Genomic DNA, 15,858 nt, shown 5'->3' with positions numbered 1-15,858 from the left:
AAAACGGGGCTAATGTTTCCCGAAAAATAACCTCTGTTTCGCCCCGCCTGCTGCGTGTTAGATAGATACTCCTAGAGCGAGTGCGCCATCAGTGCTCTTAGCTCAATTAAGATCTCATCTAAGTCGAGGTGCTCATGTTCAATAAAGGTTTTTTTGCTGGTTAAAAGCCCGCTGGCTAAAAGCCTGCTGGCTTGGTCAATGGGCAGCGTGATTACACGCGACGACTGCTCCTCTGCTAGCCAAGGCGTAAAGCTGAGACGGGCGCTGGACGGCTCGCCGCAGAGGCTTTCATCTAAGGTGAGTGCTAGGGTGCCATCGCCGAGCAGGTAGCTGACGGTGTGGCGATTGAGGCAGAGCTGCTCACCGGACGGGATCTGACCAAATGAGACCCGGCCATCTCGATAGGGTCGGCTCACCGTCTGCCAGGACACCTTTTGTCCGGCGATCTTGTCATAGAGCAAGGATGTTTGAATCAAGGCCTCTGGCGCCGTCTGACTCGAGGCGTCTGATGCTGCTTGACCTGCGGCGCTCGAGCACAGGCCTAAGGCGTCTTCGCTGACGCTACAGCCGAGCAGGGCGTCCGGGCCTATGCCCACATAGCTGGCTTGCTGTTTCACCTGGCCGCGAATGAGGTCTCTATACCAACTCATCCAGGGCCAGCTGTAGTCGTATACCTCGGCGGCGTGGACCACCTGGCCGTCGCTGCTGGGCTGGGCATAGCCCTGATCGGGAAAGAACCACTCCGCCGTGGTGTGCAGCCACTCGTGGATGTACATGCCCGGATCTCTGTCATTTGCCTTGGCCGCCTCGATACGCCCGCTAACATCATCATAGAAGCGTATCGTGTAGTAGGAGGCGTCTGAGTTGAGCACGCGATAGTCATACCAGGCGATGCCCTTGAAGTCGTCTATGTAGCAGTCATCGCTGCCGGCGCCGCCGCGAAAGAAACTGACGATGAGGTCATAGTCGCCCTTGTCGACGTTCGTCAGATAGGGCTCGATCTCCGCCGGGCCGATGAGCTTTTCATTGCTGAGGGTCACCACCTCATCCGTGATATCCAGGCGCTCAAACTGCCAATCCATGGTGTGATAGCTGTAGGGCTCGACGCGCTCCTTAAAGCTCCAGCGAAAGAAGTCAAAGCCAGCGTCGAGCTGCTCGGTCTGGTATTGGCTGACACAACTATCACCCTGAGCCTGCACCTTGGCCACACCGATAAACAGCGCCTTCCAGGCCTTGGGCGCCTGGCGATCGCTCTCATCCAGCGCCAGGCTAATGGTCTGGTCGGCCTCTACCTGAACCGTGTGTCTAAGATACTGCTCACTCTGGTTGAGCCCCACGCCTATGGTGTATTCGCCGGGCTCGAGGGTGAGTTCGGCCGGGGTCAGCTTGCCAGTGAAGCGCCCATCTAGGTAGATGGCGGCGCCGCTCTCACTGGCGCTGACTGTGAGACTCCCCTCTGGTGTCGGTGTGGCTACCGGTGGTGTAACCGCTGGCTCGCTAGTTTGGCCGTCATCGCCACCCGAGCCGCAGCCCGGCAGGCTGAGGCCTATGACACCTAAGAAGAGTAGGCTCAGTAGGGTGGATGCTCCGTGCTTGCTTAACTGTATGTTTGGCTTATTGCTTAATTGCCTGTTTGGCTTATTGCTCAGTTGTTTGTCCATGTGAAAAATCTCCCTGTCGATGAAGAAGTAGGTGATTGTGTTGGTGATGGATTGATATCCATGGGCGACTAAAAATTAAGCTATCCAGGCTGACCCATTCAAGGGCTAATCAGCCCTAGAGTAGTTTTCGAGAAACACTATTAATTATTCAGGAATATCAGTTGGATAAGTTGAGTTTTGCGGCGGGAAATGGGGATAAAAAAGCCCATCACCTAGTGGTAATGGGCGAACAAAACGATTGCTTAAATTGTCTTTGAGCGAATCATTTAACAAGGGAGATTAAAACTTGAAGCGAACCCCCGCACGATAACTACGGCCCCAGCTGGAGATATAGTCCACGTGGTTCTTGTCCCCGTTCAGGTACTGCACATAATCGGGGTCAAGCAGGTTGTTGGCCTCGAAGGTGAGGGTGATATTGTCTGTGACGTCATAGCCCACCTGCATATCCAGCTGGCCCCATTCGTCGACCTGTAGGGTCTCTGAAGTCCAGTCGTTGAGGGCATTTGACCAATACCACTGCTTGCCCAGGCTGTACTCGGAGCGATAGTTATAGGCCACATTGACCTTAAGCCCATGGTTCTCGTAGAAGGCGACCACATTGTACTGATGATCAGACAATCCCTTGAACGGCAACTGCTCGCCATCGTCCGTGTATTCACCCGACTCGCTGTTGTTATAGGTATAATTGGCCTGCACACCGAAGCCCGCGAGGGCATCAGGCAGGAAGTCGTCGAAGGTCTGTAGCCAGTTCAGCTCATAACCCCGGATACGCGACTGGTTTTCATCGTCGTTGTAGGGGCGGGTGACCTCGAAGCTGGCGCCATTGATGGTTTCCCGCGTCGGCTCGTAGATCACGAAGCCGTGCAGCTCCTTGTAGTAGAAGGCCAGGTTGAGGGTGCCGCTATCGCTGTAGTACCACTCCAGCGTGGTATCGAGCTGATCGGCATAGTAGGGCTCCAGGCCTGGATCGTTCTCATAGATGAAGTTCTCCGGCGGCGTTTTCTCTTCGTTCTGCCAGATAGAGGTAACCGGCGACAGGTTGGTCAGCGGCGGACGTGATATCGCCTGTGACAGCGACAGACGCCAGACTAAATCATCGGTTAGCCCCAGCTTACCGTTGAAGCTCGGCAGCAACTTGTTGTAGTCGCCTTCAAACTCCACCAGGCCGACGGTATCCACCGCGTCGGTAAACAGGCCGTTTTCATCGAAGGCGATGTTGGCGGGATCTTGAGAGTAGCCCCAGGAGGTAACGGTTGTGTCTATATAGCGCAGACCGAAGTCGAGCATATAGGGCATGCCGGCAATCTCATCTTCGAGGATCAGCTCGGCGTAGGCGTGGATGGTCTCCTCTTTCACCCCATAGGTGTTGCCGCCAGTGAGGTTAGGTCTGGGCACCAGGTATTGATCGAACGCCTCGCTGTCCAGCGAGCGATAATAGTCGAACAGCCCGGGAATGTTGATCCCCGCCCAGGTGTTGGGCAGCATGGCGTTTGAGCTACCCATGAAATCGTCGAAGTTGCCCGGATTGAGGGCCGTCGCCGGTAGTGGCCCCCAGAGGGTGTTGCCGGCAATATCCACCTTTTCGCTATCGGGGGCATTGATCCACTCACTCTCTGTGACGCCGTTGCGGAAGGTATAGGCGCTGGGGTTTTCCTGGCTCCAGTAGGTCTTGCCCTTGTCTTGCATGTTATAGCCGGTGCCGAACAGCACCTTGCTGATGATGCCATCGTCCGGCTCATAGGTGCCGTTGAAGTTAAAGTTACCCGTCTTGTCTTTCACCTTGTCGCCGTCGATGCGGGCATACCAGGCGCCATAGTCGATATTCTCGTCCAGCACTGTATCGCCAAAGGAGATGTCGGGCACCTGCTCGCCGTTATCCCAGTTGACCGTGAGGGTGTCGATGGCGGTGCGCACCACCACCCAGCTGACCGCCGCCGAGGCATCTTCCGCCTCCGAGTAGGCCACATCGAAGTTAAAGTTAAAGTTGTCCCAGATATAGTTGAGGTTCAGCCCCACCTGCATGGCATCACTGTCGCGGGGATTTTGCGATTCCAGCAGCTCGGCGATGGCCGGCGAGTCCATGTTGCCCGGCTCACCGATAGTGATGCTGTTGGTGTGACTGTCGGCGCCAAACTGCACATCCTGGATGTTGTCCAGGTTGGTGCCCTCAAACAGGGCCAGGGAGATCATGTTCCCCGTGGATTCAATCTCATACTTGGTATAGAGGGCGTCGAAGTTGATATCCAGGTTCGGGGTCGGCCGCCACTGCAGCGCCAGCGTACCGCCGCTGCGCTCGCGCTGATCCGTGCTCACCATGATGTTAGGCCAGCTGGGGAAGCGGCCCGACACGTTAGGATCGCCGTTTGGCATCAGCTCGGCCTCGCTCCACTCGTTCCAGCCCCACTGAGCGCTGTGGCTGTCGAAGCGGGTGAAGGAGGAGGTGTGGTTGGCGGAGATCAAGATCCCCAGCTCGTCGTCGTTAAAGGTCTCGCTGATCAACAGCGAGGCCTGGGGATCTGTCTCACCGGCGCGCTCGTTATAGTAGCCCTCGATAGAGCCGGCTACCTTACTGCCCACGTTGAGGGGCTTGAGGGTGTCTATGTTGATGATGGCGCCTATGCCGCCTTCGGGCAGGGAGGCCTGCTGGGTCTTGTTGACCTGAATGCCGCCAATCAGCTCGGCGGCGATCAGATCATAGTTAAAGTCGCGCCCCACGGTTTCCGAGGCGATCTTTCTGCCGTTGAGCGTAGTGACGTTGTAGTCACCACTCAGACCGCGCACGGTCACGCTCTGACCCTCGCCGCGCAGGCGGTTAACGCTCACCCCAGGGATGCGCTGCATCGCCTCGGCGACGTTGCTGTCGGGGAATTTACCTATATCTTCGGCGACCAAGGCGTCGACCACGTTGTCGGCTTCCTTCTTGATCGACTGCGCCTCTTTCAGACTGCTTAAGATCCCCCGCACCTCGATGACTTCCATCTCGGTCTCATCATTTTGTTGCTTCTCTTCGTCGTCGGCCCCGTAGGCGGGAAGTGAAGAGGCCAATGCAAGGCTAATCGCAAAGGCAAGATAATTTCTTTTCATAGTGTTCCCTTCGTGTTTTCAGGCTTTTTGAGCTTTATTGTTTGGGCTGAATTAATTCTTATCAGGCTCAATAAACTAATTTTTGAAATCAGTTCACACTGATATTTATATCCCCGAGACTGGAAGGGAAACTTCCCGAAATAGTGCCTATGATTTCCAGAAAATATCCTAACGAATATTTAACATCTGGCGTTTTCATGTTTGCTACTTGAGTAAGTTTCACTCTGAACCTTCCTGAAAATCAGGTATAACTTCCCGAAAAATAACTTATGTTTGTTAATCAAATGTATTTGGGTTAGGTTCGCTTGAGGTGGGTTAACCGGGGTTATCCTTATGTTCGAATGGGTCGAGAAAATTTCGTTTAGTGAAGCCAGTCCGTTAACGGCGCAGGCGCAGGACAATAAGTTTGGCTTTCATCGTAAGCGGCCAGAGGTGATGGCCCACAGCCATTGGCATGGCCATATAGAGATTAACTACCTCTTTGATTGTTCAGCCGATTATTTGATTAATGGTCAGGAGATCTCTGTGCCCGAGGGGCGGATGATCATCTTCTGGGCTTCGATTCCCCATCAGATGACCGCTTGTCATGGCGACGGTGAGATAGTCAATATCTACATTCCGCTGCAGGCCTTCCTCACCTGGATGCTGCCGGGGGAGTTTGTCAGCCAGCTGCTCCACGGCGAGGTGATGGTGTCGGACAGCCTCTATGTGTGCGATCGCCAGCTGACGCAGATCTGGGAGGCGGATATCGCCAGCCAGGAGCCTCTGCTCGCCAGTCAGGTGATCAACGAGATCCGCAACCGTATCCGCCGCATGGCGATAGAGCATTACAGCACCTTTAATCTGGCTCATCGTAGCGGCCATGGGGTCGACAAGCCGGTGTTTGGTGGGCTTAACCATATCCAGACCATGCTGCGTTATATCGCCGACCATTATGATCAGAAGATCACCATAGAGAATGTGGCCATGTCCACCGGGCTGCACAAGAACTATGCGATGAAGCTCTTCAATCGCGTAATGAAAGTCTCAATAAAACAATATATTAACCAGCTACGGTTGCAGCATGCCCAGGCCTTGCTGATCGATACCGAGAATCCTGTGCTGAACATAGCGCTGGAGGCGGGATTTGGCTCGGTGAGCCGTTTCTATGACATCTTTCAGCGTGAGTTCAACATGTCGCCGCTGGAGTTTCGTCGGCGGGTGGGATGAGGGTTATTTTTCGAGAAAGTGTCATTGTTTTTTAGTAAGCCTGTTGCCGCTCTCGCGTGCTTCAATCTGTAAAGCGCTAGCGCTTAGCCCGTCCAGACTGGCTAATCAACAAAGGCGCAGCGAATAAAGGCTTGGCAGGTAAATAGAGAAGGCTATTTAACAAGAGTATCTATTTCCTTGGATATTTATCGGCACGAGCCACTTATAAAAAATAATACTGAATAGTAATAACCGAGTGTCTTTGATTATTGGGTTAAGCCTTAATGGCTTATTTTATATTTTGACTTTATAGATAGCCAAATATTCGGATGACACAAGATAAAAACGTTATTAATACCGAGAAGAGTATGAAAAAAAGCATTTTATTATCGGCATGCGCAATCTCCATCCTATCGGCCTGTTCTTACCAAGCGCCCCGTTCAGGCGAGCAGCAAGTCGCCCCAGAAGCCCCTCAGGCCCAAATGCAGTTAAACGATCAGGTGCAGTTAAACGATCTCGCCAATACCCTAAATGATCGCTGGCAGTTGGGCGATGAGGGGATCACCTGGCAGGTACAGGACAAGCATGAGGATCATATCGAGATGAGCGGCGAGCAGATCTCGGCCATCATCTACTACGGCAGCGACGAGCAGGGACAGCTGACCCTGAAGCGTAAGCTGGTCTGGCCCATGCTGCGCACCATTCCTAACGACACCCATGCCAGCCTGATCCATGATTTTCCACTCAGCGTCTCGCCTGAGATCATGCTTGGCGGTAAGCCGCCTGCGAAAGAGTCACTTGCGCGTGTGACCATAGATGGCACCCTGAATCTAACCAGCCAGCTATCCGATGCCCAGGGCAGCAAGGTCCGCCTCAGTCGTACCCTGTCACCCAGCACCACTGGGCCTAAGATGATCGAGCGCTTGCGGTTTACTAACCAGGGCGAGCAGGCCGTCGTGCTGGAATTTAAGCCTTTAGATTACAGGGTCGAGACGGATGCGGATAAGGGGGTCTATGGCCGCTACCTCATCCAGGCTAGCAGCGACAAGGCGGGGCAGTTCAGCCTGGCGCCCGGCAGCAACCTGGAGCTCTTCGTGACCTTCGAGGCCCACAGAGCCGACAAGCAAGCCGGTGAGGCGGGTCCTGGCCAGGCGCGAAATCAGGCAAATGATCTATCTCAAGCGAACCAGCTAACGCCGGCACAGGAGATAAGCGCACGTAAGGATTATGTCGCCGAGCTGAATCAAAACCTTCGTCTGGAGACGCCAGATCCTGTGCTCAACAAGATGTTTGAGTTTGCCAAGCTGCGCAGCGCCGAGTCTATCTTCAGAACCAAGGGCGGCTTGATGCATGGCCCCGGCGGCGGTCGCTACTACGCGGCGATCTGGGCCAACGATCAGGCGGAGTATATCAACCCCTTCTTCCCCTTCCTGGGGGATAAACGCGGCAACGAGTCGGCCATCAACAGCTTCGCCCACTTTGCCCGTTACATGAACGATGAGGGCCGGGCGATCCCATCCTCTATCATCGCCGAGGGTGACGATTACTGGAACGGCGCCGGTGACAGGGGCGATTGTGCCATGATCGCCTATGGTGCCAGCCGTTTCGCCCTGGCCTATGGTGACAAGCAGCAGGCCCGCGAGCTACTGCCTCTCATCGACTGGTGTATCGACTTTAGCTACAAGAAGCAGACCCAAGATGGGGTTATCGCCTCCGACAGCGATGAGCTGGAGGGACGTTTCCCCGCAGGAGAGGTGAACCTCAGTACCAACATGTTGACCTATGGCGCACTGATCTCCTCGGCCTACCTGAATCAGGAGCTGGGCCGCACTGAACTAGCCAGCGACTATCGCCAGCGAGCCGAAGCGCTTAAGGCCGCCATCGAGGGTTATTTTGGCGCGAACGTGCAGGGGTTCGATACCTATCAGTATTATCAGGGCAACGACAAGCTGAGGGCCTGGATCGCCTTGCCGCTCACCTTCGGCATCTTCGACCGTAAGCAGGCGACCCTGGATGCCCTGCTGTCGGACTACCTGTGGAGCCCAGAGGGGATCTACAGCGAGGCGGGCAACAAGACCTTCTGGGACAGGGCGACCCTGTACGCCTTCAGGGGGATCTTCAGCGCCCAGGAGACAGACACCGCCATGCGCTACTTTAAGTATTATTCGCGCAAACGCCTGCTGGGTGAGCATGTGCCCTATGCGGTCGAGGCTTGGCCCGAGGGTAATCAGCGCCACCTCTCGGCCGAGAGCGCCCTCTACGCCCGGGTCGTGACCGAGGGGATCTTCGGCATGGAACCCATAGGCTTTAATCGCCTCAAGGTCGCCCCCTATCTGCCGACCGGTTGGAATAACATGTGTTTAAGGGGGATCCGCGCCTTCAACAGCAAGGTAGATCTCTGCGTCAATCGCACCCAGGCTAAGGGCGATGATGCCTACCAGATCAGCGTTAAGCAGCCAGATGGCAAGGAGCAGAAGTTCAGCTGGGACGGCCAGGGACCTGTGTCGCTCTCGCTCTAAGCTGTTATCGCTAACAAGCGCCTTTCTGGCCTTTAAGGGGGCGGAAGGGCGCGTCTTCAACTTGTTGCGAGTCAGGTCTGAATCGCCTTAGCCCATATCGGAGGCCCTAGCTGTGAGCATCTTATCCATTGCCATCGTCGGTGGCGGCGCCAGCGGTTGGCTGGCCGCCAACCATCTGGGCCTGGCGCTCAAGGGACGTAGCCCTAAGGTGAGCATTACCCTTATCGAGTCGCCCGATGTCCCCACCATAGGGGTGGGTGAAGGCACAGTGCCCATGATCCGCAAGTCCCTGCAGGCGTTCGGCATTGAGGAGACGGCGCTATTCAGGCGCTGCGATGCCAGCTTCAAGCAGTCGATCAAGTTCATCAACTGGCGCCACCGCATGCCTGGCAGCGAGATGAGCGCCTTTCATCACCTGTTCGACCCGCCGAGTCCCTTTGGTGTGGATCTCAGCGGCTTCTGGCTCGATGGGTTCGCAAAGGGTGAGAACCCCATGGGGTTCGATGAAGCCCTGTCGCCCCAGAGTTTCAGCTGCGAGGCGCAAAAGGCGCCTAAGACGCTCGCCTCCGCACCTTATCAGGGGGCCCACGCCTATGCCTATCACTTCGATGCCGCCAAGTTTGCCGAGCTGCTCAGGGAGAATGCCATAGAGCGTTTCGGCGTCGAGCATATCCAGGATCACCTGCTCGAAGTAGAGACGGACAGGGCTGAAGTGGGTAATGATAGTAAAAATGATAAGAGGATAGTGGCCCTGCATCTCAGGGAGGGCGGTCGCCGCTGTTTCGACTTCTATCTAGACTGCTCAGGCTTTAGTGGCCTCTTGATGGAGAAAGCCCTCGGCGTCGAGTTTACCTCCCTTGCAGATAAGCTCTGGATGAACAAGGCGTTAGTGACTCAGGTGGCCAGCGCGCCCGATGCGCCGCTGCCGCCCTATACCCAGGCGAGCGCCCATCAGGCCGGTTGGATCTGGGATATCGCCCTGCCCAAGCGGCGAGGCGTGGGGCTGGTCTATTGCGACCGCTACCTGAGTGACGATGAGGCGCGCCAAAAGCTAAAGCGGTATCTGGGTGACCAGCTGCCAAGTGCCGGCGAGTTTCGCAGCCTCACCATGCGGGTAGGCCACCTGCAAAAGTTCTGGCAGGGCAACTGCGTCGCACTTGGGCTGGCCCAGGGCTTTCTCGAGCCCCTGGAGGCGACCTCTATCCTGCTGACCGACTTCGCCGCGTCATTACTTGCACGAAAATTCCCCACAGACAGTGAGACACTGCCTGTGCTTGAGGCCAGGTTTAACCGTATCGTCGGCCACGCCTGGCAGGCGGTGATCGACTTCGTGGCGCTGCATTATCAGCTGTCGGATCGTAGCGACTCCGCCTTCTGGCGCGATTATCGTACTCATCTGAGTGCCCAGCCGACGTCCGAGGAGCTGGCGCGGCGACTCGCCCTGTGGCAACACTTCACGCCCCATCCCGACGACTTCTTCTCTCAGTTCGAGGTGTTTGGGGTGGATAACTATCTCTATCTGCTCTATGGCATGGGCTTCAGTACCCAGCCAAAGACCCTCGATGACGCGGCGCGCCAGCAGGCCAGGGCCCAGCTGGATAAGATCGCTCACGCCAAGGCCTTTCTGGCGCAGAAGCTGCCGGATCACAGGGCCTTTATCCGGGCGATATCTCAGGGCTAATCTCAGGCTTTTTCTCTGGCTTAAGCGAGGTCAGGCTAAAGTGAGGTCAGGCTGGAAAGGTGTTACCAGTTCGCCCCGCGCTCCGCCAACGCCTGCTTGAGAAAATCGATAAACACCCTGAGCCGGGCGGGCATATGTTGCCGCTCCGGGGTGAGGGCGTAGATGCCATGTGTCGGCGCCTGGTAATCGCTGAGCACTGGCACCAGGGTGCCCGCAGCCAACTCCTCTTCCACCAGATACCTGGGCATCAGGGCGATCCCCATGCCATCGAGCAGCAGGCGGCGGATCACCTCGCTGTTATTCACTTTGATGTTGCCTTGGGGCTTGATTCGGTTCACCTCGCCGCGCCGCTCAAAACTCCACTCCAGTCCGCCGCGAAAGTAGGAATAGAAGAGGCAGTTGTGCCCTCTGAGATCCGTAATGCTTCTTGGATGGCCCTGGCGCGCAAGATAGTCGGGGGAGGCGCACAACAGGCTGTGACAGGGGGCGAGCTTCACCGCTACCAGGCTGGAATCTGGCAGATCGCCTATTCGCACCACCATATCCAGGCCCTCTTTAAGCAGATCCACCACGCGATCGTCCAGGCTCACCTCTAAGTTGATGGCCGGGTATTGGCGGCTAAATTCGCTCAGCAGCGGCGCGATATGACGCTGACCGAAGACGTTGGGCAGGCTCACCTTTAGGTTGCCCTGTACTGCCCCCTGTTGGCTGGCCAGGGCATCCTGGGCCTGTTGCATCAGGGCGGCCGCCTGGTGCACATACTCATAGTACTGTCTGCCGGCATCTGTGAGGTGCAGTCTGCGGGTGGTGCGCTGGATAAGCTTGACCCCTAAGGCCTGCTCTAAGGCGCTGATGCGCTTACTCACCGCCGACTTGTTGATGCCTAAACGCCGTGCGGCCTCGGAGAAACTGCCCAGCTCGACCACCGAGACAAACAGGGGAATGTTGGCGTAGATGTCCAAATATAGTTTCCATTATGGCAACAAAGAGTTTCGAATATAACGGATTATCTATTTTATAGGAACAGATTAAAGTAGCGCCATCGAGATTAAGATGACTGATAAGACGCTACTTAGCGTGGAACGAGACGATGACGAAACAGCTAATACCACAACTTATGCCACAAGAACCGACAAGCCAGGCTCACATTGACCTTAAGCCACAGGCGAGCACGCCACTAAACCTGATGCTTGGGCTGCTGGGCGGAGTGGCCCTGGCGGTGATGATCGCCCTAAACAGCGAGCTGGCCAAGTATGGCTCGCCGCTGCAAGCCTCTTGGGTCGCCCATGGGGTCGGCACTCTGGTCTCGCTGTTATTGTTGGGCGCGGTGCGCCTCAGACAAGGTGCCCTTGCAAGGTGCAACGAGGCAGCGCCCTGGTGGGCCTATCTGGGCGGTCTGCCCGGCGCCTTTACCGTGGTGTTGGGCGCCATGACGGTCAACAGCACCCTGGGGCTGAGCGCTAGTATCGCCTTTATCATGGCGGGGCAAATTCTCTTTGGCCTCTTGTGCGATCGTCTCGGATTATTAGGGATGGTCAAGCGTCGGCTGACCTGGGGCCAGGGGGCGGCTCTGACCGTGATGGCCCTGGGCGCGCTGATTGTGTTGCTGGCACAGGAGGGCGCATGATGATAACTCTTATCTTACTTGCGCTGCTTAACGGCGTCTGTATCGGCCTGTGCCGCATCCTCAATGGTCGCTTGGGTCAGGCGAGCGATGCCTACTATGCCTCACTTTGGAATCATGGGGTGGGCTTTGCCCTGTTGAGTCTGTTGTTGGTATTGATGCCGACTACCCCCATTAGCGGCCTGCTCGATGCGCCCCTCTATGCCTGGCTTGGCGGCGTAGTGGGCGCCGGATTTGTGGTGCTTAACACTCAGGTGATCCTAAGGCTGGGGGCCACCCTCTGCAGCCTGCTGGTGATCTCGGGCCAGCTCTTCTCCGGCGTACTGTTTGACTTGATCGTCAAAGAGGTCAATCAGCTGCAGCTACTGGGTGTACTCTTCATCTTTATCGGGGTGCTAGGCTTTCGCCGCATGGAGGCCCAGGCAGATAGTGCAAATGCAGACAGTGCAAAGGCTGATAGCGCAAATGTCAGTAGCGAAAATGCAGGTAGCGCAAAGCCAGAGCTGGTGGAGACTGAACCTGAACCAGCTAAGTGATAATCAAGGACACCGTAAGAAATTAAGCATCTGGTTTCTAATGTGAGGTGAGCCGCCGAATGTAAGAAGGCGAGTGGGGCTAGCCACACTCGCCGCAAAGGTGGCACTCGAGCCTATCGGCTAGTGACCGTTTTGAATGAGCACAGGCTCGGCCCAGTCGGCATGATCGAAGTTGATGTTATCGCCGCCGTCTGTGGTGACCAGACGCATCTGCTGGGCGCCGCTGACATCGACGGCGATGGCATGGGGGGAATCGCTGCCAAGCAGTGTGCCAGAGTCGTAGGCGAGCTGACCATCGAGGTAGATCTCAAAGGCCACACTACCATTGGTGCCGGTCTCATCGTCAACGCCGACTTTGGCCTCGAAGTCGCTATAGAGGCCCTTTAGGTCGTAAACAAGTTCGCTGGTGGAGTGGGTACCTATGCCAGTCGCAAAGGTCTGGCCGCCCAGGGTGAGCGGATTGCCCTCTATGCTCCTGTCATACTGCATGTTGCCCCAACCTGTGCTGGCACTCAGGGGCGTGAGGCTGGTCAGCGGCACTGTTACCTTCTGGGTAAGGCGGGGCTGTAGCCAGTCGGCGTGATCGCTGTTGATGCCATCGCCGCCATCCTCAATAACCAGCCTAAGCTTCGAGACTCCCACGACATCCAAATCGAGCGCACTGGCGGCGTCACTGCCTGTCTTCACGCCTGAGTCGAACGCCAGCTGATTGTCAAGATAGACCTTGAAGCGCACCGAGCCGTTGCTGCCCACCTCATCGTCGACCCCCACCAGAGCGGTAAAGCCTTTGTACTGTCCCTGCAGGTCGTAGATGATCTCGCCACTTGCATGTGTGCCTATGCCGCTATCGTATTGCTGACCGCCGACTCTCAGGGGGTTACCGTCCACGCTCTTATTAAGATTGATGCTGCCCCAGTCGCTCTGCTGGCTGACGGGCGTAAGATCTGTCAGTGGTGTCCAGGCTACAGGCGGCTCTACCGGTGGTTCGACCGGCGGCTCGGTGCCATCTTCTGAGGTCGAGACAACAATGCTCTGGCCGCCGTTGAGGTCGAGATCCACATAGGAGAGGGTGACGCCGTTGATGCTTGCCTGGCTGGCGGTCAGGGCCTGACCATCTACATAGAGACTTGGGTAGCTGCCGATAAACTGGGCGCGCCAGGTCAGGGGCTCGCCGCTACCTGCGCTACGGCTCAGTGTCGTGCTGTGCTGGCCGTCGTGACGCAGAGTGAGCAGGCTGTCTATCTCCCTGTGATAGTCGCTGGTCTGCATCAGGCTCTGGCCAAGGGGGAGGTTGGCTACCTCGACATGCCCAAGGCTCGCCGGCAGGCGCGATAGGGTGCTGACGCTGTGCTGGGGTACATTGGGCTCGAAGCCCATCATATGGGTCACCAGGTTGGAGACGTTGGTGAAGGCGATCTCAGGATAGGTCTTGATCACCTGATCGTCACTGCGATCGGCGAAGAAGCGTTTGAGCCCTGCCTGCATCCAATACCAGCCGCGGTCGTTCTGGCCGTAGTTGAAGAAGGCCTCAGGCAGGTAGGTTTTGGCCTCTTCGTTGAGGTTCTCCGAGTTATCGTGGATAAAGCTTAGGTAGGCGTCGGCCTTAGCCCCAGGCTCCAGCAGATCTTTCATCGGCATGAAGAAGCTGTTTTCATGGCCCCAGCCGAAGATGGCGTTGCCATAGCCGTCAAACGCCCTGGCGTAGGTCAACTGTGTATCGTCGTACCAGCGGGTCTGGAAATCGCTCAGCAGTGACTGGGCACTGACCTGATACTGGTCGGCCTTGGTGATAAGCGTCGCGGCCTCCTGGTTGTCGTTCACCAGTAGCGCCTTGGCGCGCAGCATCTGCTCATAGGCCAGTATGGCCTGGTACTGAACGCCCAGGGTATCCCCGGCTTCGACCACGCGGTTCATGTTATTCTCGATGCGATAAAGATCGCGGTTTTCCGTTGGTGTCTGGCTGAAATCCAGTGTTAGATTTACATCCTGCAGATTGTTCCAGTCCAGGGTGACGCTGTGTTGACTCAAGATGGCATCGGCGTAGCTGTGGGAGCCAGATTCTACCACCAGGCGGGCTTGGCTGGCATCGCTAAACTGGAAGCCGAAGGAGAACTTATAACGATAGGAACTGTTGTCTATAACCCTATCGAAATAGCTCTTGCTGAGGGTTACCTGATTGCCGTTGACGCTATAGTCACTGCCCGGCACCAAGGCGCTCTTGCCATCGGTGAGTGCAGTCAGTGTGACGCCGGGCGCTCGGTTAAAGCTGAGCAGCAGATCTTGGGTTGGCTGGGTATTTTCGATAAACAGGTAGTCGTTAGAGAGGATAGGTGCCTCGCCCGTGGCGGAAGTCAGGTTGTTTATTCTGACCCTGAGGTAGTCGTCGCGGCCGTTTCTAAATCTCACCTTAAGGCTCATGTCCTGCACATGGAGTCGGGCGAAGTAGCCCTTGTCGATGATGAGACTGCCGCCTTGCTGATCCGCCGACAGGCTAAAGCTGAGTTCGTTGTCACCGATATGGCTGGCGCCCTCAAACTCCCACAGGGTGGGCAGTATCCCTTCGTTACCGCGGTTGTCGACTATGCCGTTGCCGTTAAAGTCGTAACGACTGGCGAACTCATTGAGCAGCTGCTCACCATAGTCCATGAAGGTCTGGGATAACCAGCGCTCATCGCCGGTAAATCGATACATGCGATAGACTTTTTCTAACAGCTCAAGCGGCGCGGGCAGTTCCTGAAAACCTGCATCCATATAGTAAGGTGCGCCGTAGAAGTTGTAGGACCATAGGGTCCAGTACTCCTGCCAGAAACTCTTAGGGCGCGCCGAGGCCCAGGGGTCTAAGGGGTCGAGATTGGGGTCGCTGACTTCAACTCGCTTATCCTGCAGGGCGTCGAAGGCGAAGCGGGTCAGCATGTCGATATTTTCTTCGTTGAGGCTCAGCAGGGCCGCGCCCTCAGTCTGATGGGCGACATCCCGCAGGCAGAAGTTTTCTCTGTAGCCCGTGGCATTGGCCGTCGGTGTGCCGTGGTAGCTGCCCCACAGGGAGGGAACGGCGGGTACCCCAGCATCGCGAAACTTAGTGATCCGCTCGGCTTCTTCCGTGGTGGGGTATTGCTGAGGGCCGACCACCAGATAGTCGTAGATGTAATCGACCGAACGTGCGATGGCGAGATCCAGCTGAGGATCGCTGGAGCTAACCGTGATCTGGGTGTCAGGCCTGATCCTGGGGTCGCGGATCAGGCCATCGGCCAGACCGGCCTTAGGCAGGGTGCCCAGCGCGAGGCCGATAGCCAGGGTGAGAGTTACACAGGGTCTTGGGGTTATTTTCATTGTTAAACTCCTGATGAGTTATTTATACATGATGATTAACCTCAGCAACTTCAGCCGAATCAACAGTTTGGCTATGCAATAATTATCGGTGGCTTTCTTTTTGATAAGCCAGACTATCCAAGCATCCCAAGTTGTAATGGATCACCTCGAAAATACGTCAATCATTATTGAAAAATCAGTTTTGGGCTTTTTAACACCTTTTGCTGCCAGCCTGATTTTGCCGCCAATAGTTGGC

The 15,858-nt window shown here is 56.2% G+C and carries 9 protein-coding genes; 5 read left to right on the top strand and 4 right to left on the bottom strand.

Annotated elements, in window-relative coordinates:
* Positions 1 to 71 precede the first annotated feature (71 nt).
* The gene (locus K0H80_RS11715; RefSeq protein WP_220071694.1) at positions 72 to 1,661 is read right to left on the bottom strand and encodes a PEGA domain-containing protein; all 1,590 of its coding nucleotides are present in this window, start codon (positions 1,659 to 1,661) and stop codon (positions 72 to 74) included.
* Between the two features lie 279 nt (positions 1,662 to 1,940).
* Positions 1,941 to 4,745 carry a TonB-dependent receptor gene (locus K0H80_RS11710; RefSeq protein WP_220071693.1) on the bottom strand — a complete coding sequence of 935 codons (2,805 nt, stop codon included), beginning with the start codon at positions 4,743 to 4,745 and terminating at the stop codon, positions 1,941 to 1,943.
* Between the two features lie 333 nt (positions 4,746 to 5,078).
* On the opposite strand from K0H80_RS11710, the gene K0H80_RS11705 reads away from it, so the two are divergent.
* From K0H80_RS11705 to K0H80_RS11695, 3 genes are all read left to right on the top strand, one after another.
* Positions 5,079 to 5,954: a helix-turn-helix domain-containing protein gene (locus tag K0H80_RS11705; protein ID WP_011866092.1), complete on the top strand. Its 876-nt coding sequence runs from the start codon at positions 5,079 to 5,081 to the stop codon at positions 5,952 to 5,954.
* Between the two features lie 347 nt (positions 5,955 to 6,301).
* Positions 6,302 to 8,452, top strand: coding sequence for a glucosidase family protein (locus K0H80_RS11700; RefSeq protein WP_258406085.1), 2,151 nt, complete (start codon positions 6,302 to 6,304; stop codon positions 8,450 to 8,452).
* Between the two features lie 112 nt (positions 8,453 to 8,564).
* Entirely contained in the window at positions 8,565 to 10,133 is a 1,569-nt protein-coding gene (locus K0H80_RS11695; RefSeq protein ID WP_220071691.1) for a tryptophan halogenase family protein, read from the top strand.
* A 62-nt stretch (positions 10,134 to 10,195) separates the two neighbouring features.
* Here K0H80_RS11695 and K0H80_RS11690 read toward each other — a convergent pair whose 3' ends face one another.
* On the bottom strand, positions 10,196 to 11,095 hold the full coding sequence (locus K0H80_RS11690; protein ID WP_220071690.1) for a LysR family transcriptional regulator: 900 nt from the start codon (positions 11,093 to 11,095) through the stop codon (positions 10,196 to 10,198).
* A 128-nt stretch (positions 11,096 to 11,223) separates the two neighbouring features.
* On the opposite strand from K0H80_RS11690, the gene K0H80_RS11685 reads away from it, so the two are divergent.
* Both K0H80_RS11685 and K0H80_RS11680 read left to right on the top strand, forming a co-directional pair.
* A complete protein-coding gene (locus K0H80_RS11685; protein WP_220071689.1) occupies positions 11,224 to 11,760 on the top strand; it encodes a DMT family transporter in 537 nt (178 codons plus the stop codon).
* Entirely contained in the window at positions 11,757 to 12,293 is a 537-nt protein-coding gene (locus K0H80_RS11680) for a DMT family transporter (RefSeq protein WP_258406084.1), read from the top strand. Before K0H80_RS11685 ends, K0H80_RS11680 begins: the two co-directional genes overlap by 4 nt.
* Before the next feature lie 120 nt (positions 12,294 to 12,413).
* Here the strand turns inward: K0H80_RS11680 and K0H80_RS11675 are convergent, their stop codons facing one another.
* Positions 12,414 to 15,623 carry an NPCBM/NEW2 domain-containing protein gene (locus tag K0H80_RS11675; RefSeq protein ID WP_220071688.1) on the bottom strand — a complete coding sequence of 1,070 codons (3,210 nt, stop codon included), beginning with the start codon at positions 15,621 to 15,623 and terminating at the stop codon, positions 12,414 to 12,416.
* Between the last annotated feature and the right edge of the window lie 235 nt (positions 15,624 to 15,858).

This window comes from Shewanella aegiceratis, assembly GCF_019457495.1.
Lineage (GTDB): Bacteria > Pseudomonadota > Gammaproteobacteria > Enterobacterales > Shewanellaceae > Shewanella > Shewanella loihica.
This window is presented reverse-complemented; position numbering and strand designations above follow the sequence as displayed.